Source organism: Thalassospira sp. TSL5-1 (assembly GCF_001907695.1).
Lineage (GTDB): Bacteria > Pseudomonadota > Alphaproteobacteria > Rhodospirillales > Thalassospiraceae > Thalassospira.
In genome coordinates, this window is sequence record NZ_KV880638.1 from 686,974 (window position 1) to 707,807 (window position 20,834).

Consider the following 20,834-nt stretch of genomic DNA (forward strand, 5'->3'; position numbering starts at 1 on the left):
GTCAAATGGCCTTCTGGTGGTGGACCCGTCAGGTTTTCAGGCGTCCTTTATTGTCTTTGACCCCGTATCCTTCAAGCTGCCTTAAAAACCGATTTGTCAATTGCATGCCGTGCCTGTGAAAGTGCCAGAACACTCAACAATCCAAAGCCCCGAAAATCAGGGGCATTTCAGTCGGAGGAGGAAACAGATGAGCAATAACAGAGGTGTGGTCTATGTCGGACCCGGCAAGGTTGAGGTTCGCAACATTGACGACCCGGTGATGGCCGCGCCGGACGGGCGCAAGCTGGACCATGCCGTTATCCTGAAAGTAATTTCCACCAATATTTGCGGCTCGGACCAGCATATGGTGCGTGGGCGTACCACGGCCGAACCGGGCCTGGTTCTGGGTCACGAAATTACCGGCGAGATCATTGAAAAAGGCAGTGATGTCGAACAGCTTGAAATTGGCGATATTGTTTCCGTGCCGTTCAATGTGGCGTGCGGGCGCTGTCGGTGCTGCAAATCCCAGGATACCGGTGTGTGCCTGACGGTGAACCCGGCGCGTGCCGGTGGGGCCTATGGATATGTCGATATGGGCGGCTGGATCGGCGGGCAGGCCCGCTATGTGATGGTGCCCTATGCCGATTTCAACCTGTTGAAATTCCCCGATCGCGATCAGGCAATGGCGAAAATCCGTGATTTGACCATGCTGTCCGATATTTTGCCGACCGGCTTTCATGGTGCGGTGCAGGCCGGTGTTGGCGTTGGGTCCATTGTGTATGTTGCCGGTGCTGGCCCGGTGGGCCTGGCGGCGGCGGCATCGGCCCGTATTTTGGGGGCGGCGGTTGTCATGGTTGGCGACTTTAACAAGGACCGGCTGGCCCATGCGTCCAATATTGGTTTTGAGGCGGTTGACCTGTCGAAAAGCGATCGTCTGGGCGAAATGATTGCCGAAATCACCGGCAGCCCCGAAGTGGACAGCGCCATTGACGCTGTGGGTTTTGAGGCCAAGGGGCACAGCGGCGGCGAACAGCCCGCGATTGTGTTGAACCAGATGATGGAAATCACCCGGGCTGCGGGTTCCATTGGTATTCCGGGCCTGTATGTCACCGAAGATCCCGGTGCGGTGGATGATGCGGCCAAGCAGGGCAGCCTGTCGCTGCGTTTTGGTCTGGGCTGGGCAAAGGCGCAGTCCTTCCATACCGGTCAAACCCCGGTGATCAAATATAACCGCCAACTGATGCAGGCGATTTTGCATGATCGTCTGAACATTGCCGACATCGTTAATGCCCAGATTATTTCGCTGGAAGATGCGGCACAGGGTTATAAAAGCTTTGATCAGGGGGCAGCCAAGAAATTCGTGCTCGACCCGCACGGGATGCTGGCCAAGGCAAGCTAGGGGTTGCCCGGTTTGACCCGTTTTATTTAACGGAAATCCCCGTCACCGGCGGGGATTTCCATTTTTAGACCTGTTGTTGTTGCTCACGCTGCATACGGATCAGTTCAAACGGGCGGCCTTCATCATCGTTGGCGCGGCGCGATATTTCGTGAAAACCCAGCTTGCGGTAAAAGGGCGGGGCCAGCGGGTTGGCGGCGTAAACCTCAAGTTCCAGCCACGGTTTGAACGGGCTGACATGTTCGACCAGGGCCCGGCCAATATTTTTGCCATGAAAGGCCGGATCGACAAAAAGACCGCCGATAAAACAGTCCAGCAAACCGATAAATCCGACCGGGGTTTGGCCCGATAGGGCCACATAGTTTTCCGCTTGCGGCAAATAGACATCGCGCACGATGGCGCGTTGATCCAACAACGTGCTTTTCCCCAAAAAGGCATGTCCCAGGCGCGATGCGGCCAGCCAGATTTCGAGCAATTGTTCGCAATCTTGTGGTTCATAGGGGCGTATGGTGAGAGCTGACAAAGACATGGTGGCTCAATTATCGGCGATGTTAAGCTGCGATCAGCTTGTCATGATGCCTGTTTTCGGGTTTTTCACGGTCTTCGGTCAGTTTGGCGCGAAGGTCATGAATATCGCGAATGCGTTTGATTTCGTCAAAGCAGGTCGCGGCGGTGCTGTGGCCTTTGCGCATCATCGAAACCCATTGTTTGATGCGCCCGGCCTGGTGGTTTTCGGTGGCACCGTCTGCGGCCAGAAGGTCGATATAGGCCAGCAGGATGCCTAAAACATCAGCCCAGCTTTGCTTTGATGGGGTTTTGCCGCTTTCAAAGGCCTTGATGCGGGCGGCCAGGTCCGGGCAGGCAATCGCCCCGCGCCCCAGCATAAAGGAGGTGCAGCCGGAAATATCGCGACAGCGGATATAATCCTCGATGGTCCAGATCTCGCCATTGGCGGTCATGGGGATGGAAAGGACTTCGCGGATGCGGGCCAGATATTCCCAGTGTGCGGGGGGCTTGTAGCCTTCCATTTTGGTGCGTGCATGGACGGTTAAATGCTGGGCACCGCCTTCTTCAACCGCACGGGCGTTTTCCAGAAACAGGGTTTTATCGGCATAACCCAGGCGGATTTTGGCGCTCACCGCGATGTGGGCGGGCACGGCGGCCCGCACGGCCCGTACAATGTTAAACAGGTTTTCCGGGCATTTTAACAGCGATGCCCCGGCTTCGCGTTTATTAACCGTTTTGGACGGACAGCCAAAATTGATGTCAATGCCCGGTGCCCCCAGTTCAACGGCAAAGGCGGCATTTTCACCCAATAATTGAGGGTCATGGCCCATAAGCTGGACCAGAACGGGCTGTCCACTGGCGGTTTGGCCGCCCTGGTGCAATTCGGGGCAATAGCGATAAAACACATGGGCGGGAAACAGGGTTTGGGACACCCGGATAAATTCGGTCACGCATTGGTCAAAGCCGCCCACCGCACTCAGCAATTGCCGAACGCGCCAGTCCACAAGCCCTTCCATTGGTGCCAGCACCAACTGCGTCATTTTCTATGTTCCTAAAGCCGATTTCCAGTAGCGATCAGGGTGTAGCCGGACCGTCATGCAGGCGGATCAACAGGCGCAAGGGCCGTTTTTTCTGTATCACGCCGTGTGCCAGTATCAATCCGTGTTTTGCCGGTGTCGCGCAGGATCGTCAAGCGGAGTTTGGGTAAAAAAAGAACAAATGGGCAGTAACTGGTACAGTGCAAAAAGCGTTATAATCTGGTATGGCATTGCGCAGCGTCATTTTGCGCGTTTCGGTATGGTAAAGTCGTCGGTCTATATACCCTATCTGGTTTGGTATCGGGAAAGATGGATAGCTACCCTTTTGGTGGTCAAAACGAAGTGATCAAGACTGGTTATTTTTATTGCAAAGCCCTATTTATCTGATAGGCCGATAGAATAGAACGAAGCTGGCCTGCGGCTGTTTTGCAGGCGTTTGGAATTGGTTTGATTATAAAAGATTGCATAAGTCAAAATTTGGAGGATCCTAGCGATGCTGTATATCGTGGAAAAAGCATTGGATGAACTCGAAGCCATGCCGCGTGACGAACGGGAAAGCTATTCCCATGTTGATCGCGAAATTCAGGAAGCCGTCGACAAATTGAAGATGCTTAAGGAAAAGCTTAAGGAATCCGAGAGCAAGTAAGTCTTTGTGAATTTTTGATGCGTGCAGGCGTTGATGTAACAGGCCTGCACGCATCAGATATATGGTTTTGAAATCATCAGCCAAACGATCAGCATGACGGCGATGAAGGCCGGAAAGCCGAAGATTACCCAAATACGATAAAGCTTCCGATAGTTTTCATTCAGGCCAGTTCCAAGCCGTGCGGCTTCCTGCGCCATATTGCGAAGGCGTATTTGAATCCAGACGACCGGCAGCCAGAATATTCCGACAATGACATAAAGCCCCAGCGAGAGCATGATCCAGGGTTCGCCAAGCGACCAGCCTGCTTCTTGGGCAAGAAAGTATCCGGTAATGGGCTGAATTACCGCAGCGGTCGCGGTAAATACGGTGTCGGCCAGAACGACAATCCGCCCGACATGCCCGATCATCTCGGGCGTTCCCCAGTAATTTGAGACAACGAAAAAGAACGCGATACCGGCGCCGGTTCCCAGCAATACGCATGCACCAATGATATGGGCATAAAGCAGTATATGATATGTCATCTGTCATCCAGAATGCTAAGGGTAAACAATGTCAGGATGATGGAAGGCACGACCTTCACTAAAGGCCCCAGCGGGTCAAGCCAGAGGTCGGGTGCTGTTGCCAGGCTGCTGATAAGGTATCCGGCAGACACGGCAATCATGCCAAGGCACGCATATTTGCTGAACCTGCGCGCCAGCACTGCTGTGCCAAGCGCAATATCGGCAACCGCCCCGATGATCACCAGAAACGTGCCTGCCTCTGACGACATGCCACGATCAACCAGAATGTGCCCGGCATCATTCAGCGCGTAAAGACCGATGGCGCCACTTGCAATCCAGAACAAAGACAGGATGCCGATTGCCAGGGGCAACATCATATAGAGCCTGGCAAACCAGCGTTCCTGCACGGTTGCAGGCATGGCTGATAACGTATCTTCGAGCGACCGGCATGGCGGGTTGCCGGTTTTTTGCCAGCTATCTGCATCAGCGATGATGCCATCCTGCAAGGATTTCAGGGCATTCGTGCGCAAAGGTGCACGCCATCCCAGCAACCCGGCAAGGTCGGCACATTTCCCCAGCAAGCGCGTTATGGCGTCGGGGATTTTCACGTTTATCGTCCATGCAGGCAAACCAAGCCATTGACGAAAGGCCGCTTTGAGTTCGTCAAAACGATGTGAATCCTCTTCGGTAAGGTCGGCAATGGTTCCCGCCGGGATTACACCGTTCGCCGCTTTGACAACCGCATAGGTCACGTCATCAATCGAGACCGTTTGTATCGGGGTGTCCGGAAATATCTGAAAATTGATCAACGGAAAGGCTGCAGCAGCCCGTAATAGTGCCGTGCCACCATAGGCATCCCGGCTAATGACAAGGGATGGGCGAAATATCTGCCAGTTGAGGTGGCTATTGATCAGTATCCGGTCGCCGCGTGCCTTGCTTTGCATGAAGGATGTCGAAGCCTGTTCGGTTGCACCGGCAGCGGATATTTGAATGAACTGCACATCTCGCCCCTCAAGGGCGCGGGTGATGTTTTCGATCAGCGTGACATGAATGGCCTCAAGGTTGTCCCGGCCGCCATCCTGAAGCGCACCGGCGGCATTTACCACGATGTCGGCCTCTTTGAGCATTTCCGACCAGTCAGATACAGAAGCTCTGGCAATATCCGCGATACACCAATTTATCCGGTTATTGCTTTGCAGGCCTTTTCCAAGGGATCGTCCCACGCCCGTTACATCAAAACCGGCGTGAAGAAGGTGGCGCACACAGGCTGATCCAATCAGTCCGTAGGCGCCCAACACATAGACCTTCTTTTTCATGTGCCGCTGGCTCCCATTCACGTCGATCAGCTAGGGTCATGACCCTAAGGCGATGTGAGAGTTCTAGCGTGATCGGGACGATAAAAGCACGGAGAAATTAGCGGCCCTGGTTTGCTGAATGGATCAGGCCGAGTAATTCCTCGACAGCCGCAGTGGGGTGTGTTGTGCCTTCGAGAACGCCATTTTCCAGTGTTTTTAAGCGTGATTTGACATCGTCGCGCCGGGTGAAGGTTTCCAGCAGGCGGTCGCGCAGCATGGTCCACATCCAGTCATGTTGCTGGCGGGCACGTTTGGCGGCAAATTCGCCTTCTTTTTCCATGATCTGGCGGTGTTGTTTGATCAGGTCCCAGACCTCGTCCAGCCCCTCGCGCGTGAGCGAGGATACCATCATGGATTGCGGACGCCAGTGGTGGCTGGAAGGCTGTAAAATGCGCAGGGCCGATGAATATTCGCGTTTGGCTTCGCGGGCCTTGGCCGGGTCGGCGTCGGATTTGTTGACCGCAATTAAATCGGCAATTTCCAGCACACCCTTTTTAATGCCTTGCAATTCATCGCCCGCCCCGGGGAGCATCAGCACCAAAAAGAAATCGGTCATTTGCGGGATCATAAGCACTAGGCCAACAGCATTAGCTTAGCAGAGTAAAATGACTTCCTGTATCACGAGGATAGTTGCTTCTAGGGGGCAGACCTTTCATCGAAAAATTTTATTTTTGCAAGAAAAAATAGTTGTCGTTATTAAAAAATTAGTTGGCAAAGGTGTGCCGATATTCCTTTGACTGTTTTTCTGGTATTAAGGATGAATATAAAAGGCATTGTCATCTGGTTTTTTGATGCGTGTTGGAGAATGTCGGTGTAAATTGTCTGACAACTTCAGAAAAAATATTCATGAACGGTGAAAAGAATTGATTGGGCGTGATTTTTCCAGCATAAAGTATCTACTTGGAAATGGAATCGTATGGTAAATTATCCTGTGTGATTTTAAATTTCAGCCTTCGCATGCTGAAATTTCTGTTTTTGGTTTAATGAAATATTTCGCATAATTTTTTTTGGGAGGACTGTATGAAAAGGACAAACTTGGCAAAAGAGGTTTCAAGCATGTGCCTCAGTATTAGAGATGCTAAAATTTCTTCAAATGAAAATGTTATTTCTGCGTTGATTTCCATGTTTAATAAGTTCGAGAACCCGCTTCTTGCTTGTGAGATATATAAAGAGAGAATAGTTGAGCTTTTGTTTTTGCTTGATTATCTGAATGAGGATCATGTCGATCGTGACGTTGTGAATGAAGTCAAATCTTCTTGCGAAAGGTTAATGCATCTTTTTGACGCGCCAAATTTAAATAAGGTGTTTAACAATATCTCAAAATCTATAATTAGAGATATTGATGTTGCTAGATTACGGGCGGTATCAAGTGAGATGAATAGAGTTTTTCCTATTTTTGTTCTTAAAGAAGACGATGTAAGTAAAATTTTAGCCGATTTTGAAGAATTTTATTCAGATTACATGAGGGATGGTGAGTTGAATGAATTTGTTAAATATTCTATATCTAACGGTTTAGAGAGGTTGAGGTTTTGTCTTAATTATTATGAATTTTTTGGCTCATCTAGCGTGATTGATTCTATTTATATTATTCACAAAGATTTGTATATTTCCAAGGGGAGTAGTGTTTATTGTTCTGGTGATTCGAGAATTAAAAGACTGGAAGAATTGATGACTGAAACTATTAAAAAAATTATTTCCCTCGATTCAGGGTTTGATAGAGTATCTAGCTTGTATGGTAAAATTATTATGCTTACTCAAGCGTATGATGCTGTAATGAAATGTCTCCCTCCTCCATCTTAAATAGTCTGGTTAAGAGATTATCGTTAACAGTTCTTCGACAGCGGAAGTTGGATTGATTGTGCCATCCAGAACGCCACTTTCCAGTGTTTTCAGGCGTGATTTGACATCCTCGCGCCGAGTGAAGGTTTCCAGCAGGCGGTCGCGCAGCATGGTCCACATCCAGTCATGTTGCTGGCGGGCACGTTTGGCGGCAAATTCGCCTTCTTTTTCCATGATCTGGCGGTGCTGTTTGATCAGGTCCCAGACCTCATCCAGCCCCTCGCGCGTTAGCGAGGACACCATCATGGATTGCGGACGCCAGAGGTGGCTGGAAGGTTGTAAAATGCGCAGGGCCGATGAATATTCGCGCTTTGCTTCGCGGGCCTTGGCCGGGTCGGCGTCGGATTTATTGACCGCGATTAAATCGGCAATTTCCAGCACACCCTTTTTGATGCCTTGCAATTCATCGCCCGCACCGGGCAGCATCAGCACCAAAAAGAAATCGGTCATTTGCGAAACCATGGTTTCGCTTTGCCCGGCCCCGACGGTTTCGACCAGCACCACGTCAAACCCGGCGGCCTCGCACAGCAAAATGGTTTCACGCGTCATGCGGTTAACCCCGCCCAAATACCCGCTGCTGGGCGAGGGGCGGATATAGGCATTCGGGTCAATCGACAAATCGTTCATCCGGGTTTTATCACCCAGTATGGACCCGCCAGACCGTGCACTGGTCGGATCAACCGCCAGCACGGCGACTTTGTGCCCTTCGCGGGTTAGCTTGGTGCCAAAGGCCTCGATAAAGGTGGATTTGCCAACACCGGGTACGCCGGTAATGCCGATGCGCCGAGACCCGCCGGTATGCGGCATGAGCTGTTCAAGCACCTGTTGTGCTTGGACAAAATGCTCGGCCTTGCGGCTTTCAACCAGGGTAATGGCGCGTGACAGAATGGTGCGGTTGCCCGCAAGGATGCCTTCGACAATGTCATCGGTGCTTAGAACGCGCCGCTTGGCCCGGGGGCGCGGGCTGGTGGTGCTGCTGGTGCCGGGAATGGTTCGCAGGGTTTCCTTCACCGGGAATCCTTTTTGTCGCGCAATTTCGTCGTGTTGCATCATAAGGCGGCATCGATTGTATCGGCAAGCCCGGCGGTTTTATGTTTTCACCGGGCTCGACCTTTTCTAGTGGGTTATGCCGCGTCAGATGTTTCCCCCTCCAGCAGCTTTTCAAGCAACTCGCTGGCGGCTTCGGCAATGACGGTGCCGGGCGGGAAAATCGCCTCGGCCCCGGCGGCAAACAGTTTGTCGAAATCCTGTGGCGGAATCACGCCCCCCGCCACAATCATGATGTCTTCGCGGCCCAGTTTATCCAGCTCGGCCCGCAATTGCGGCACCAGGGTTAAGTGACCTGCGGCAAGCGAGCTTGCACCGACAATATGCACATCGTTTTCAACCGCCTGGCGGGCGGCCTCTTCCGGTGTTTGGAACAGCGGGCCAATATCCACATCAAAGCCCAAATCGGCAAAGGCGGTGGCGATGACTTTTTGCCCCCGGTCATGGCCGTCCTGGCCCATTTTGGCAATCAGGATGCGCGGGCGGCGGCCTTCGGCCTCGTTAAAGGCGTCAATCAGCTTGGCAACCTTTTCGAGTGCGGCGTTATTGGCCCCGACCTCGGTTTTATAAACCCCGGCAATGGAGCGGATGACGGCCTGATGGCGGCCATAAACCTTTTCCAGCGCGTCGGAAATTTCGCCAACCGTGCATTTTGCCCGGGCGGCCTGCACGGCCAGTTCCAGCAAATTGCCCGATTTTTCACCTGCCGCGTTGGTCAGCGCGGTCAAGGCACTTTCAACACTTGCATCGTCACGCTCGGCGCGCAAACGTTCCAGCTTGGCAATTTGCTGGCGGCGGACTTCGGCATTATCAACCTGCAAAACATCCACCGGGCGGTCATCGGTGACGCGGTATTTGTTCACACCGACCAGTGACTGGCGGCCACTATCGATACGGGCCTGGGTGCGGGCGGCGGCTTCTTCGATGCGCATTTTCGGGATGCCTGCTTCAATCGCCTTTGCCATACCGCCCTGTTCTTCGACCTCGGCGATATGGGCCCAGGCCTTTTCGGCCAGATCGCGGGTGAGACGTTCGACATAATAACTGCCGCCCCACGGATCGATCACGTTGGTGGTGCCGCTTTCCTGCTGCAAAAACAGTTGGGTATTGCGGGCAATGCGGGCGGAAAAATCGGTCGGCAGGGCCAGGGCCTCGTCCAGCGCATTGGTATGGAGCGACTGGGTGTGGCCCTGGGTGGAGGCCATGGCCTCGACACAGGTGCGGATCACATTGTTAAACACATCCTGCGCGGTCAGTGACCAGCCCGATGTCTGGCTATGCGTGCGCAGGGAAAGCGACTTGTTGCTTTGCGGATCAAACTGTTTGATCAGCTTGGCCCAGATCATGCGGGCGGCGCGCATTTTGGCAATTTCCATAAAGAAATTCATGCCAATCGCCCAGAAAAACGACAGGCGCGGGGCGAATTTATCAATATCCAGCCCGGCTTCCATGCCCGCACGGGCATATTCCACGCCATCGGCCAGGGTATAGGCCAGTTCCAGGTCCGCCGTCGCCCCGGCTTCCTGCATGTGATAGCCGGAAATCGAAATGGAATTGAATTTCGGCATGTTTTGCGAGGTAAAGGCAAAAATATCCGAAATGATGCGCATCGAGGGTTTGGGCGGATAGATATAGGTGTTGCGCACCATGAATTCTTTGAGAATGTCGTTCTGGATGGTGCCGGAAAGCTGGGCATGTTTAACGCCCTGTTCTTCGGCCGCGGCGATATAAAGCGCCATCACCGGCAAAACCGCGCCGTTCATGGTCATGGACACCGACATTTGATCGAGCGGGATGCCATCAAAAAGGGTGCGCATGTCATAGATGCTGTCAATTGCCACACCGGCCATGCCGACATCGCCCGCAACACGGGGATGGTCGCTGTCATAGCCGCGATGGGTGGCAAGGTCGAAGGCAATGGACAGGCCCTTTTGCCCGGCGGCAAGGTTGCGGCGGTAAAAGGCGTTGGATTCCTCGGCGGTGGAAAAACCGGCATATTGGCGGATCGTCCAGGGGCGCTGCACATACATGGTGGGGTAGGGGCCGCGCAAAAAGGGCGGCATGCCCGGCATGGTGTGCAAATGGTCCAGCCCGGCAAGGTCATCGCTGCCATAAACCGGCTTTACATCAATGCCTTCGGGGGTATGCCACGGCACGCCCGATGCGGGGGCTTTGGGCGCATCACCAGTGTTGTCAAACAGGGGCAGGTCGGAAAAATCGGGGATCCGGGTCATGGTTATTTCACTCCCAGATGGTCAAGGGTGGCGGTGGTTGTGGCAATCACATCCGACCCCATAAAAATGAAATCATCAATGCCTGCTGCCTCAAAGGCAGCGCGATTATCGCCGGGATGCCCGGCAAGGTAAATTCTGCTGGCCCCGGCCGCCTTTAAGGCCTTTGCCATTTTGGCGGCATGTTCGGCATATTGGGTGTCTGATCCGCAAATGATGGCGACTTTGGCCCCGCTATCGCCGAAGGCTTTGGCGGCATCATGACCATTGGCAAAGCCATTATTGGCAATTGCCTCTATCCCGCCAGCGCCAAAGAAATTTCGGGAAAAGGAGGCCCGCGCCGTATGTTCGGCAACACGGCCAATATTACACAGGAAAATTTGTGGTGCCGTGCCGGTTTCCTGCTTGTGGGCCGATGCCCGCCTGCGATTGCCCTCGAAGGCTTCAGACAGGCGATGCTGGGGAAGTGGGGTAATGCGGGTTGGTGTTGCGCCGCCATAAAGAGCGGTAAAAAGCTGCGCGATGCTGGCCCCGTTTTTTGCGGCCTTGACCAGATCGGCAAAGTCATGGCCGATTTTATCATCGGCAGTGCCGGAGCGAGATGCGGCAGCGGCGCGAAGGGCTGCGATATCGGGTACCTCGCAGGTTACGGCGGCTTCGTCAATATTGGGGAATTCGGACACACCGGTTAATGGTTCACGCCGTGTGGCAACACGCGATTCGCGCTTTTGCCACAGATCGGCAATTTCACGGGCCAGGCTGCCATTTTCAACGGCGCTGACAATGCCGCCTTTGCCCTCAATTTCCTGGAATTTCTGCCAGGCATTCAGGGCAAGATCACGGGTGAGGTTTTCAATAAACCACGAACCCCCAGCCGGGTCGATGACGCGGTGCACATTGCTTTCTTCCTGCAAAATCAGTTGCGTGTTGCGGGCAATGCGGCGTGAAAAACTGTCAGGCAGGCCAATGGCATGGTCATAGGGCAGGCATATCACGCTATCGGCCCCGCCCAGCCCGGCAGCAAAGCTGGTGACTGTGGTGCGCAGCATATTCACCCACGGGTCCACCTTGGTCATCACCTGTTCGGCCGACATCGCGGTTATCGAAACCGTGCCATCTTTAACGTCCGATGCCTGCAAAACACGCCGCCACATCAAACGCAGGGCACGCAGCTTGGCGATACCGGCAAAAAAGTCGCTGCCAATGGCGGTGGTAAAGGTGATGCTGGCTGCTGCCTTGGCCCCGTCCATGCCGCCTTCGACCAGTGCGCGGAAATAAGCAAGCCCGGTTGCGAGCGCAATGGCAAGTTCCATGCTGTCGGTGGCTCCGGCATTGTACCAGCCGGTGCTGTTGACATTGATTGCCGTGGCATGGGGCAGCGTTGTTGAAATGGTTTTGGTAAAGGAGGCTGCCTGTTCCAGCGCATCCTCGATATTGGTGGGGCAGTAACCCTCGCGCGCAAGCGTGCCAATCGGGTCCAGGTTAAAGGCCGGGGCAGCATCTTTGCTGCTTTCGTCCTGGGCGATGCGCGCGGCCAGCAATGCGGCAAAGGGAATGGCCGCCGCCCCGCCATCCAGCGCGATGGGGGCCAGGTTGGTGTAAACACCTTTAAGTGCGCTATTCAGATCATCAAGGTTATAAACCATCACACCGCCCAGCCCGGCATCATCGCCGCTGGGGGCATTGCCAAAGCGCGCGGCATGATCCAGGCGCAGCAAAACCGATGTCACACCATTTTCCAGATCTTCGAGAATGGCGGAATTAACGGCTTTGGGGTCCGGGTGGGCATGAAGCTGGCGAATGTCCCAGCCGGTTGCGGCAGCATCGTCGCCGCTGGGAAGCTGTTGGTGGGTGTCAACCAGGCCCGCATGGATTTGTGCCGTGTCACCATCCAGATCGTCGGCTGTGTAAATGGGCTGAATGTCAAAACCGTCGCGCAGATGCGTGACCAGTTTTTTGTCAAACGGCGCGCCATTCAGGGCGGCTTCGGCCAGTTTGCGCCAGGCCGCATAATCGGCAGGCGGAAATTCAGATGCCAGTTTCAAGCTCTGATCGGTCATGGTTGCTCCCGGTCGCGGTCGATAGGAAACACCGGCATGGTCATATGCGGTGCTGTGGGTCCCCGTCGCCCGGTACACCCCGCCCGGCCAGCTAGAGAGCGAAACATTCCCGGTAATCTGACTTGTTCCATCGTGATGACAGGCCCTGTTTTTTTGGTCTGACGGTACGGAACCAACAGTTGCGGGGGCAGTTTCGGCTTTGGCAGATGCCGCACCGAATTCCCGGAAAAGGTTTCATGTCGCCTTGTTGCGACGGTCCTGTTTATAGCACCCTCCCTCAATTCAGTAAATAGGCATGGAAATACCTATTTATCCGGATAGGGGCGGCAAAGTTGCCGTAACGGGGCGAGAAAATCCTTTAATCTCAATGTTCAATAGGGCGGTGCCCCAAAATCGGTGAAAGCAGCGGACATCGCAAAATAGAAATGCCGGTCTCAGACTTTGGTGGCAGAGGCCGGTTTTGGCAGGGGCGTTTGCGGGGACATGATGGAATTTGAATTAACAAAGTTCTTGTCAAATAGGGGTGTCAAAGCTGTGTGACGGGGGTGAGAAGCGTTGCAAATGATTTTTCCCGTTCGGGGAATTTGGCCGAAAATGGCAGATTTGCTCAAGTTTGCCGCAGGATGAAACGAACAAGCCGTTTAATTGCGGCAAAATTTCGACATTTAACCAATTCGACATTTTCAGTGTCTATGGTCGGGATGTCCTGAAATTCGGAGAGAAGCCATTCATGAACGCGCTAAGCGCCGTGCGACCTTATCCCAACCTGTCGGGTCTGGTTGCCTTTGCAGATGATAGCCCGAGTGCCAAAGCCGCCCTTGAAACGGTTTTGCGCCGTGCCGGTTACGCGGTTGCGGGATTTGATTGCGCCGATGACCTGATCGATTCCCTGGATGGCCTGGCGCCGCGCGCCATCATTCTGGATCTGGAAATGCCCGGCATGAGCGGCTTTGAAGCCTTTTGTGAAATACGCCGCCGGTTTCCGCGCTCCTGCGATGTACCGGTTCTGTTTTTCTCTGCCCATTTTGATGCCGATACCCGTGCCCAGGCCGAGGCCCTGGGGGCGGCCGATTTTATCAGCAAGGATTCCAGCCCGATGGTGGTGGTTGCACAGCTTAATCGTGTTCTGGAAAATGTGATAAGTCACTAACCGGTAGTCTGATGGTTTTTGTGCCGGTTCTACCTGGCAAAATAAAACCCGCCGGTCACATTGCAGCAACCGGCGGGCAAGCTCCCTTGTCCAGGCACCTGGTTTTAATTGGTGCCATCGAAGGCGTATCCTTCGTTACCGAAGTGATACACGCGGTCTGATGCCAATACCCCGGAAGGTGGAATCACCGGCAGGGCGGCCAGCCGCGTATAGAGATCTCCAAAATCCTGCAAGGTGGCCTCGAAAAGCTGGTCATAGCTTTCAAGGACAAAGTAGGTTTTTTGAAAATCGTCGATCTTGTAATCTGTTCGCATCACACGTTCCAGTGCAAATCCGATGCGATTGGGTTTTGGATCGTTAAGGCAATATAAAGTCTCGCTTTTTGACGATAACATGCCCGCACCATAGGCGCGCAGACCGTCTTTCGTTTTGATCAGGCCAAATTCGACCATGTACCAGTACAGCCGGGCAAGCTGCTTGAGCGCACCCTGGCGGATGGCTTCGGGTCCCTTTGCGCCATAGGCGGCCAGATAATCGGCAAAGACCGGATCAAACAGCATCGGCACATGGCCGAAAAAATCGTGGAAAATATCGGGTTCCACCAGATAGTCGATTTCTTCGGGTTTGCGCAGCCACACCGTGACGGGAAAACGCCGGTTGGCAAGATGGCCAAAAAAGTTATCGTCGGGCACCAGGCCGGGTACCGCGACCAGCCGCCAGCCGGTGGCGGCAAAAAGTTGTTCGCTGATTTTATCAAAGCGGGGAATCGCATTTGCCGCATCCATGCGCGCCAGATTGGCGATAAAATCATCGGCAGCCTTGCCGGGTAAAATCGCCCTTTGTCGCTGGTAAAGTTCGCGCCACAGGGCATGTTCGGCGTCGGTATATTTCTCCCAGTCCTGATCGACGGTGTAATCGTCATGTACCTGGCTGTAATCACCGCGCAAATTTGGGGCGGGCGGTTGATGTGCCGTTTGGTCGGTTGTGGAATCGACCTTGCTAAAGGAAGGATCCTCGCTGGGGGCGAATGGTTTTTCGGCCTGAAACTTGTTCATGACGTCCTCACTGATCGTTTTTGCCCGGCATTCTGGGACCGGTTTTGCTGTTTTCAGGCTTTCAATTTTACATCAAATTCGGCGTCATTTCCCGGCGAAGTGGATGTGGTTTTGCGGGTTGTGTGTCATAATGTGACATGATAATTGGAATATTGAGGTAAAAATGACCGAAATAACATTGTCTGCCACCGATGTGAAAATCCTGAATATTCTGCAAAAGGATGCCGGGATCAGCAATGTGGCACTGGCCGAGTTTGTGGGAATGTCGCCATCACCGTGCCTGCGCAGGGTCAAGCAGCTTGAGGCGGCAGGGTTGATTCGTAAAACGGTTGCGTTGCTGGACCGTAAAAAAATGGGATTGGGGGTGCTGGCAACGGTGCAGGTCCGCCTGCAACGCCATACCGAGGTCGGGACCGAGGATTTTGCCCGCGCCATGAATGACCTGCCGGAAGTTTTGTCCTGCTGGGCGATGACGGGGCGGCAGGATTTTTTATTAATGGCTTTGGCCCGCGATATTGAAAGTTTTGGCGATTTTGTAACGCACAAATTGCTGTCCATGCCCAATGTGCGCGATGTGCAGTCCAGCCTGGTATTGAAGGAATATAAAAACGAAACAGCGATACCCGTGGTTTCGTAATGATCCGAAATGCGTGGCGCTTCAAAGGCAGGTGATGACCGGACAGATCGGCATGATTGCTGTCCGGTCTAACATGGCAAATATGTTATTTTGTATCGGCTATTTTAAAGAACGCATCGCAGCATGTTCCAGCCGGATTGCAGTCATATGCCGGTGAATTGTCTGGTGCGAAATCCGCCTTTTTCCAAAGTTTGTAATGGGCGGGGGTATAATAGACGATTTTATTGACATAGTCATAGACGATGCGCCCATCGGCTTCGGCATACGCATACTGGTTATCCTGGAAGATTTCATTTTGCGTAAATTCGACATACCCCGTGAGCGGAATGGTGTCCTTGCCTACCTTGGAAAACCGCGCGGCGTAATAGTTCCATCGCTGACTGTTGGACATGTTACCGGTATGATTAAGCGTATCCATGACCTCGGCTCTGTTTTTATCTTTCAGGACTTCTGTCATATGAAGCTGGTTCTGAAAGTTTGAGATATTGACAACAGGCAGATGATCCAGTGCATTGCCATGCGGGGAACGGGCCGCAACTTGCCAAAATCTGGCATCCATATTTAACGGGCCATCGATGTCTGCCGTTGGGTAGAAATGGCCAGCTTCTGTTTCGTCCAGGTCATAGGCCAGTAGCGATGTTGCCATTTGTTTTAGGCCATTGGTCAGTACTGCGCGATCAATACCCACGGTGGGAATGACCAGGCCGGAATTTGTTCTGGTTGACGCGGCCTTAATGTTGGCAGGCAAGGCATTCCAATTATTGCACTGGTCAACCGGCCAGTTCTTGCCTTCTCCCGCTGGGGCACGGGCAGACCAGAGCTGTGAGATGGCGTCCTGGGGATTAAGCCATTTGTCCTCGGCATAGGCGGGCCCGGTAAAAGTCTGCACTATGATCATGATGCAAATGGCAAAAAGCATGCGTTTCATTTCTGCTTCCTGTTAAGGTTGATTAAATTCTAATTATATATCTATTTTTGCGTGTTTTGATGACTGCGACATGGGCATCGTTCCCTTGTTGGCGTAAGGCGGGAATGAACACGGAAAAAGCTGCACTTTTGCTGCACTGTGGTTTGTAACGGTTCTTGCCTTTTGCCGGTCATTTCAGGCATAGGAGAGGGCAGATATGCTGTTTTTGCGTCCTCCCGATAAGTGCGGAGCTTTTTATGTCGAATATTGCCAATCCCATTCTTGCCGAAGCGACCCGGGGCACGATGGTCGAAAGTTTTCATCGGGGCCGCTATGTGGTGATGAAGGCCGATGGCACGATGATCGAGCAGGGCGGCGATATTGACGCGCTGATGTATCCGCGCTCTGCCATCAAGCCGCTATTGGCCATTCCGCTGCTCGAAAGCGGCGCTGCCGATGCCTTTGATCTGGAAGACCAGCATATTGCCCTGGCCTGTTCATCGCATAATGGCGAGGAACGCCATGCCCATACTGTGGCGGCATGGCTGGAAAAGCTGGGACTGTCGGTTGAAACGCTTGCATGTGCGCCGCATTATTCGCTGCGCCCGGCATCGGCCATTGAACAGGCGGTAGACCATGTGCAACTGACCAAGGCGCACAATAACTGTTCGGGCAAGCATTCGGGCTTTTTGACGACGGCGGTGCATTTGGGTGAAGACCCGGAAGGTTATATTGAAGAAGCCCATCCGGTGCAGCAGCGCCTTATTCGCGTGCTTGAAGAAATGGGTGATTGCGATTTGTCCGATACCCCGCGCGGTATTGATGGCTGTGGTATCCCGGTTATTGGCATGCGCCTGCGCGATCTGGGCCTGGCAATGGCCCGCATGGCGGATCCGTCAGGGCTGTCGGATACCCGGAAAAAGGCGATTGAACGCATTCGTAAGGGCTGTGCGGCGGATCCGTTTATGGTGGCGGGCACAGGCCGTTTTTGCACTAAGGTGATGGAAGTGTGTGGTGAAGATGCCCTGGTCAAGGTTGGGGCGGAAGGCGTTTATTGCGCAGCATTTCCCAAACAGGGGCTGGGCGTTGCCCTTAAGATCGATGATGGTGCCCAGCGCGGGGCCGAAGTTGCCATGGGGGCATTGTTGCGCCGTCATGGCGTGATTGACGATGCCCGGGCCGAAACCCTGAAGGATTGCCTGACCCCGGTTCTGACCAACTGGGCCGGTAAATATGCCGGTGATTTGCGCCCGGCTTTCTAACATTTATTAAACCGTCGCAATGAAATGATTGAAAGGGCCTTTGAACGCGATCAGCAACATATCAAAGGCCCTTTTTTGTACATGATCGGAGAGAAGGCCGATGTCGATATTGGTTTATATTTTGGCAGCCCTTGCCGAAATAGCCGGCTGTTTTGCCTTCTGGTCATGGTTGCGGGCGGGAAAATCGGCGATGTGGCTGTTGCCTGGCATTGTGTCGCTGGTGGTATTTGCCCTTTTGCTGACACGGGTGGACAGCGCCTTTGCCGGGCGGGCCTATGCGGTCTATGGCGGGGTTTACATTGCCGCTTCATTAGGCTGGTTGTGGCTGATCGAAGGCATGCGTCCCGACCGGTGGGACCTGGCCGGGGCCAGCCTGTGCATTGCCGGGGCAATGATCATTTTGTTCGCCCCGCGTTAAGATGCGCTTTGAATAATTTTACAGCGTTTTGGCATCGCATCCTTATTTCTTTTTATCAGCCGCAGGTGTTTTGGCGCCACTACGGTCCTCGCCGGGGAGCAGAACATGGAAGGTGGTGCCTTTGCCCATTTGGGTTTCAAACCAGATCCGCCCGCCATGTTTAATTTGTACAATATCGTGGGTAATCGACAGGCCCTGACCCGTGCCCTTGCCGACCTCCTTGGTCGTGAAAAACGGGTTAAAGATTTTGGACCTGTTTTCCTTGGCAATGCCGGTGCCATTATCGCTGATGCTAACCAGGATCTGATCATTAATCGCAGTGGTTTTAACGTGAATATGCCCTTCTTCAACGCTTCTGCCTGACATTTCAATCGCCTGGGCGGCATTGACAATCAGGTTCAGGAAAACCTGGTTAATTTCATTTACAAAACACGGAATATGCGGCAATTCCGGGTCAAGTTCCTCGGTCAGTTCGGCACTGTGTTTCCATTCGTTGCGCGAAATCACAATCACGTTGGACAGGACACGGTTGATGTCGGTGGCGGTTTTTTCGCTGCTGCCTGGGTGCGAAAATTCCTTCATCGAGAGCACGATGCGCGCCACCTGGTTAATCCCATCTAGCGATTGCTGGGTGGCATGGGGAATTTCATCCAGCAGAAATTCAAGGTCGGCATCGCGCATCTGTTTGGAAAATTCGCGAAATGTGCCTTCAGGCAGGGCATCACGATGTTTCCACAGTGTATTAAGCGCCGATCCCAACAAGCGGGATAAAGACCCATAACCATCATTGAGGAATTTCAGGTTATCGCGGATATATTGGCTGGGCGTGTTGATTTCATGTGCAATGCCACCGGCAAGATGGCCGATGGCTTCCAGTTTCAGGGCTTCGCGCAATTCGCCTTCCAGCTTTTTTTGCGATTCTTCGGCCTGTTTGCGCCGGGTAATATCGCGGAAAATGTAGAGAAAGCTGTTTTCCCCCATGAAATGGGCCGGGCTGACAATGATTTCCATCGGGAAGCTGTCGCCATCGCGGCGCTGGCCCATTGTTTCGGTATAGTCATAACGCAAAATACCGCTGCTGATATTGATGCAGCGGTTCAGCAATTTGTGGCGCACGGTGTTTTTGCGGTCGATGAACATTTCATCGGCACCGGAATTGACCAGATGGTCATGTTCGGTTCGCAACAACACACAGGCCGATTTGTTGCAATCCTGAATGCGCCCCACGCCATCTACAATGAGAATGCCCTCCACCACACTATCAAGGATGGTTTGCAGGCGCTGGGCTGATTCGTGTTCGCGTTTTTTCTGCGCTTCGATCAGCAGTTCTACCCGTGCCGCAATGTCATCGGGCAGGCCCAGTTCGCGCACGGCTGCGATCAGGTCAAAATCGGCCTTGTCATTGGAGGACAAAAAATTTTTTGTTTCCGCAGGCGTCTCAAGGGCGGTTTCGGGGATGGCGGCAGAAGCAGTCATGTGTGTCAGCCCTTTGGTTCTTGCGCATGCGATGACGGTCCAACGGATGGAGCAGCCTGGCTGTGTGGTGTGGCGGTGGTGCTGCTGGTCGCAGCGGACCCGGCTTTGCCCGCCGGGGCGGGTTTGGGGCTGTCGGTGCTGCGTTTTAACCCGCTCCCTCCCCGGCGCACATCAATTGGTTCGTGGAATTTGTGAATCCGTTCAAATATGCGCAGGCGTTGCAACTGGACCTCGGAAATGAAGTTTCCGTGGGTCAGCAAAATGCGGTTTTCGGTGGTTTCAAGGTCGGTCAGAAGATAATCCCCCACCCGCAATTCCTTGATGGCGATGGTCAGTTCCTGGCCGTCGGGATAGATGGTTTCATCATAAACCGAATCAACAGTGGCAAGTTGCGACCGCAACCGGGACAGCAAGTCCAGGTCATAGCGGTGTTTGTGATAAAGCAGTTCGTCAAAATCCTGCGTCACCAGGGTGTCGCTTTGTGTGCGTTCAGCAAGTGAATTCAGAATGCGCAAAACCCGTGCGCCAAGCGGAATGTCCATGCCTGCCGGGCCTTTGTCGGGAAAGCCGGTGCCATCAAAATTACGGTTCTGCATACCGACAATTTCCGCAACATTCTCGAGCCGGGGGATATTGGCAATCAGCCTGGCGGCGACTTCGGGGGTGCGTTTGACAATGTCACGTTCAAGTGGTTGCAGCGGTTTGTCGCCTGTCATGCGGCTGAGAAGGTCGGGCGGCAGAGAGACCATCCCGATTGGGCATAGCAGAGCAGCCAGCCCCAGTTCCCAGGGCTGAGGATATTCGATGGCGGATGAAGCCTGGTCGCACCACCGTTTTACGCGCATGGAGCGGCCAAAAATGGTTGGGTTCAGCTGTGCGAGAACATCGGTCAGTACCTTGATGCTGCCGGCCAGTGATTGTTCGATCAGGTTGCGTTCCGCCGTGATCAACTGATACTGGCGCAGGGCGGCGCGAATGCCGCTTTCAAGCAGGGCATCGTCACAGGGTTTGTTGAAAAACCGGAAAATGCTGCCACGATTGATTGCTTCGATGGCCGTGCCCTGGTCGGCATTGCCGGTCAGCATGATGCCAACGGTTTCCGGGTGTTTTTTGGAAATGGTTTCGAGCAGTTCAACACCGGTCATGCCGGGCATGCGCATATCGGCAATACAGACGGCAAAGGGACCGTCTTCGGCCAGTGTTTTTAAGGCCTGTTCGCCGCCAACGGCGATGGACATATTGAACTTGCCGCGCATGGTGCGACGAACGCCACGCAGCAGGTTTTCATCGTCATCAACAAAAAGAACCTTGTCCGTTTCCATCGCACCCTCC

General features: G+C 53.5%; 19 protein-coding genes and 1 riboswitch. Of the genes, 7 read left to right on the plus strand and 12 right to left on the minus strand.

All coding sequences use genetic code 11. The features are described from left to right. Positions 1–187 precede the first annotated feature (187 nt). Positions 188–1,378: a formaldehyde dehydrogenase, glutathione-independent gene (fdhA, locus tag LF95_RS12675; protein ID WP_073955441.1), complete on the plus strand. Its 1,191-nt coding sequence runs from the start codon at positions 188–190 to the stop codon at positions 1,376–1,378. Between the two features lie 64 nt (positions 1,379–1,442). Here fdhA and LF95_RS12680 read toward each other — a convergent pair whose 3' ends face one another. Next, positions 1,443–1,904 carry a GNAT family N-acetyltransferase gene (locus LF95_RS12680; RefSeq protein WP_073955442.1) on the minus strand — a complete coding sequence of 154 codons (462 nt, stop codon included), beginning with the start codon at positions 1,902–1,904 and terminating at the stop codon, positions 1,443–1,445. A 22-nt stretch (positions 1,905–1,926) separates the two neighbouring features. Beyond that, a complete protein-coding gene (locus LF95_RS12685; protein WP_073955443.1) occupies positions 1,927–2,922 on the minus strand; it encodes a tRNA dihydrouridine synthase in 996 nt (331 codons plus the stop codon). 490 nt (positions 2,923–3,412) lie between these two features. Here LF95_RS12685 and LF95_RS22970 point away from each other — a divergent pair, with 490 nt between their 5' ends. Beyond that, positions 3,413–3,565, plus strand: a complete 153-nt coding sequence (locus tag LF95_RS22970) for a hypothetical protein (protein ID WP_168173703.1) — start codon at positions 3,413–3,415, stop codon at positions 3,563–3,565. 53 nt (positions 3,566–3,618) lie between these two features. Here LF95_RS22970 and LF95_RS12695 read toward each other — a convergent pair whose 3' ends face one another. The 3 genes from LF95_RS12695 to LF95_RS12705 all read right to left on the minus strand — a co-directional run bounded on the left by LF95_RS12695 (position 3,619) and on the right by LF95_RS12705 (position 5,976). Further along, positions 3,619–4,086 (minus strand): DUF2269 family protein, encoded by a 468-nt coding sequence (locus LF95_RS12695; protein ID WP_073955445.1) that lies wholly within the window; start codon positions 4,084–4,086, stop codon positions 3,619–3,621. Next, complete coding sequence (locus tag LF95_RS12700) at positions 4,083–5,381, minus strand: SDR family oxidoreductase (protein ID WP_073955446.1); 1,299 nt, start codon at positions 5,379–5,381, stop codon at positions 4,083–4,085. Before LF95_RS12700 ends, LF95_RS12695 begins: the two co-directional genes overlap by 4 nt. A 97-nt stretch (positions 5,382–5,478) precedes the next feature. After that, positions 5,479–5,976, minus strand: coding sequence for a P-loop NTPase family protein (locus tag LF95_RS12705; protein ID WP_252509748.1), 498 nt, complete (start codon positions 5,974–5,976; stop codon positions 5,479–5,481). A gap of 464 nt (positions 5,977–6,440) precedes the next feature. Between LF95_RS12705 and LF95_RS12710 the strand changes: the two genes are divergently transcribed. Then, positions 6,441–7,220, plus strand: a complete 780-nt coding sequence (locus LF95_RS12710; protein ID WP_143182033.1) for a hypothetical protein — start codon at positions 6,441–6,443, stop codon at positions 7,218–7,220. A 9-nt stretch (positions 7,221–7,229) separates the two neighbouring features. Here the strand turns inward: LF95_RS12710 and meaB are convergent, their stop codons facing one another. The 3 genes from meaB to LF95_RS12725 all read right to left on the minus strand — a co-directional run bounded on the left by meaB (position 7,230) and on the right by LF95_RS12725 (position 12,597). Further along, positions 7,230–8,270, minus strand: a complete 1,041-nt coding sequence (meaB, locus tag LF95_RS12715; protein ID WP_252509749.1) for a methylmalonyl Co-A mutase-associated GTPase MeaB — start codon at positions 8,268–8,270, stop codon at positions 7,230–7,232. A 113-nt stretch (positions 8,271–8,383) separates the two neighbouring features. After that, positions 8,384–10,540 (minus strand): methylmalonyl-CoA mutase, encoded by a 2,157-nt coding sequence (scpA, locus tag LF95_RS12720; RefSeq protein ID WP_073955448.1) that lies wholly within the window; start codon positions 10,538–10,540, stop codon positions 8,384–8,386. A 2-nt stretch (positions 10,541–10,542) separates the two neighbouring features. Continuing rightward, entirely contained in the window at positions 10,543–12,597 is a 2,055-nt protein-coding gene (locus LF95_RS12725) for a methylmalonyl-CoA mutase family protein (protein WP_073955449.1), read from the minus strand. 110 nt (positions 12,598–12,707) lie between these two features. Further along, positions 12,708–12,822: riboswitch (cobalamin riboswitch) on the minus strand. Positions 12,823–13,327: 505 nt separating this feature from the next. On the opposite strand from LF95_RS12725, the gene LF95_RS12730 reads away from it, so the two are divergent. Further along, on the plus strand, positions 13,328–13,747 hold the full coding sequence (locus LF95_RS12730; protein ID WP_073956250.1) for a response regulator: 420 nt from the start codon (positions 13,328–13,330) through the stop codon (positions 13,745–13,747). A gap of 104 nt (positions 13,748–13,851) precedes the next feature. On the opposite strand, the gene phhA is transcribed toward LF95_RS12730, so the two are convergent. Continuing rightward, positions 13,852–14,802 carry a phenylalanine 4-monooxygenase gene (gene phhA, locus LF95_RS12735; RefSeq protein ID WP_083607673.1) on the minus strand — a complete coding sequence of 317 codons (951 nt, stop codon included), beginning with the start codon at positions 14,800–14,802 and terminating at the stop codon, positions 13,852–13,854. Positions 14,803–14,965: 163 nt separating this feature from the next. On the opposite strand from phhA, the gene LF95_RS12740 reads away from it, so the two are divergent. Next, positions 14,966–15,439: an Lrp/AsnC family transcriptional regulator gene (locus LF95_RS12740; RefSeq protein WP_073955450.1), complete on the plus strand. Its 474-nt coding sequence runs from the start codon at positions 14,966–14,968 to the stop codon at positions 15,437–15,439. A gap of 85 nt (positions 15,440–15,524) precedes the next feature. Here LF95_RS12740 and LF95_RS12745 read toward each other — a convergent pair whose 3' ends face one another. Further along, positions 15,525–16,367, minus strand: a complete 843-nt coding sequence (locus tag LF95_RS12745) for a hypothetical protein (protein ID WP_073955451.1) — start codon at positions 16,365–16,367, stop codon at positions 15,525–15,527. Positions 16,368–16,603: 236 nt separating this feature from the next. On the opposite strand from LF95_RS12745, the gene LF95_RS12750 reads away from it, so the two are divergent. Both LF95_RS12750 and LF95_RS12755 read left to right on the plus strand, forming a co-directional pair. Then, the gene (locus LF95_RS12750; protein WP_073955452.1) at positions 16,604–17,608 is read left to right on the plus strand and encodes an asparaginase; all 1,005 of its coding nucleotides are present in this window, start codon (positions 16,604–16,606) and stop codon (positions 17,606–17,608) included. A 100-nt stretch (positions 17,609–17,708) separates the two neighbouring features. After that, positions 17,709–18,026, plus strand: a complete 318-nt coding sequence (locus LF95_RS12755) for a YnfA family protein (RefSeq protein WP_073955453.1) — start codon at positions 17,709–17,711, stop codon at positions 18,024–18,026. A 42-nt stretch (positions 18,027–18,068) separates the two neighbouring features. Here the strand turns inward: LF95_RS12755 and LF95_RS12760 are convergent, their stop codons facing one another. Further along, positions 18,069–19,502 carry a two-component system sensor histidine kinase NtrB gene (locus LF95_RS12760; RefSeq protein ID WP_083607674.1) on the minus strand — a complete coding sequence of 478 codons (1,434 nt, stop codon included), beginning with the start codon at positions 19,500–19,502 and terminating at the stop codon, positions 18,069–18,071. Between the two features lie 5 nt (positions 19,503–19,507). Further along, complete coding sequence (locus tag LF95_RS12765; RefSeq protein ID WP_073955454.1) at positions 19,508–20,824, minus strand: HD domain-containing phosphohydrolase; 1,317 nt, start codon at positions 20,822–20,824, stop codon at positions 19,508–19,510. Between the last annotated feature and the right edge of the window lie 10 nt (positions 20,825–20,834).

Excerpts from the sequence above, each read along its gene's own strand:
- LF95_RS12685 (WP_073955443.1), bottom strand. The coding sequence starts at position 2,922 with ATGACGCAGTTGGTGCTGGCACCAATGGAAGGGCTTGTGGACTGGCGC.
- LF95_RS12740 (WP_073955450.1), top strand. The coding sequence starts at position 14,966 with ATGACCGAAATAACATTGTCTGCCACCGATGTGAAAATCCTGAATATT.
- phhA (WP_083607673.1), bottom strand. The coding sequence starts at position 14,802 with ATGAACAAGTTTCAGGCCGAAAAACCATTCGCCCCCAGCGAGGATCCT.
- LF95_RS12760 (WP_083607674.1), bottom strand. The coding sequence starts at position 19,502 with ATGACTGCTTCTGCCGCCATCCCCGAAACCGCCCTTGAGACGCCTGCG.
- LF95_RS12705 (WP_252509748.1), bottom strand. The coding sequence starts at position 5,976 with ATGACCGATTTCTTTTTGGTGCTGATGCTCCCCGGGGCGGGCGATGAA.
- scpA (WP_073955448.1), bottom strand. The coding sequence starts at position 10,540 with ATGACCCGGATCCCCGATTTTTCCGACCTGCCCCTGTTTGACAACACT.
- LF95_RS12700 (WP_073955446.1), bottom strand. The coding sequence starts at position 5,381 with ATGAAAAAGAAGGTCTATGTGTTGGGCGCCTACGGACTGATTGGATCA.
- LF95_RS22970 (WP_168173703.1), top strand. The coding sequence starts at position 3,413 with ATGCTGTATATCGTGGAAAAAGCATTGGATGAACTCGAAGCCATGCCG.
- LF95_RS12680 (WP_073955442.1), bottom strand. The coding sequence starts at position 1,904 with ATGTCTTTGTCAGCTCTCACCATACGCCCCTATGAACCACAAGATTGC.
- LF95_RS12730 (WP_073956250.1), top strand. The coding sequence starts at position 13,328 with ATGAACGCGCTAAGCGCCGTGCGACCTTATCCCAACCTGTCGGGTCTG.
- LF95_RS12745 (WP_073955451.1), bottom strand. The coding sequence starts at position 16,367 with ATGAAACGCATGCTTTTTGCCATTTGCATCATGATCATAGTGCAGACT.
- LF95_RS12765 (WP_073955454.1), bottom strand. The coding sequence starts at position 20,824 with ATGGAAACGGACAAGGTTCTTTTTGTTGATGACGATGAAAACCTGCTG.
- LF95_RS12755 (WP_073955453.1), top strand. The coding sequence starts at position 17,709 with ATGTCGATATTGGTTTATATTTTGGCAGCCCTTGCCGAAATAGCCGGC.
- LF95_RS12725 (WP_073955449.1), bottom strand. The coding sequence starts at position 12,597 with ATGACCGATCAGAGCTTGAAACTGGCATCTGAATTTCCGCCTGCCGAT.
- fdhA (WP_073955441.1), top strand. The coding sequence starts at position 188 with ATGAGCAATAACAGAGGTGTGGTCTATGTCGGACCCGGCAAGGTTGAG.
- LF95_RS12750 (WP_073955452.1), top strand. The coding sequence starts at position 16,604 with ATGTCGAATATTGCCAATCCCATTCTTGCCGAAGCGACCCGGGGCACG.
- LF95_RS12695 (WP_073955445.1), bottom strand. The coding sequence starts at position 4,086 with ATGACATATCATATACTGCTTTATGCCCATATCATTGGTGCATGCGTA.
- LF95_RS12710 (WP_143182033.1), top strand. The coding sequence starts at position 6,441 with ATGAAAAGGACAAACTTGGCAAAAGAGGTTTCAAGCATGTGCCTCAGT.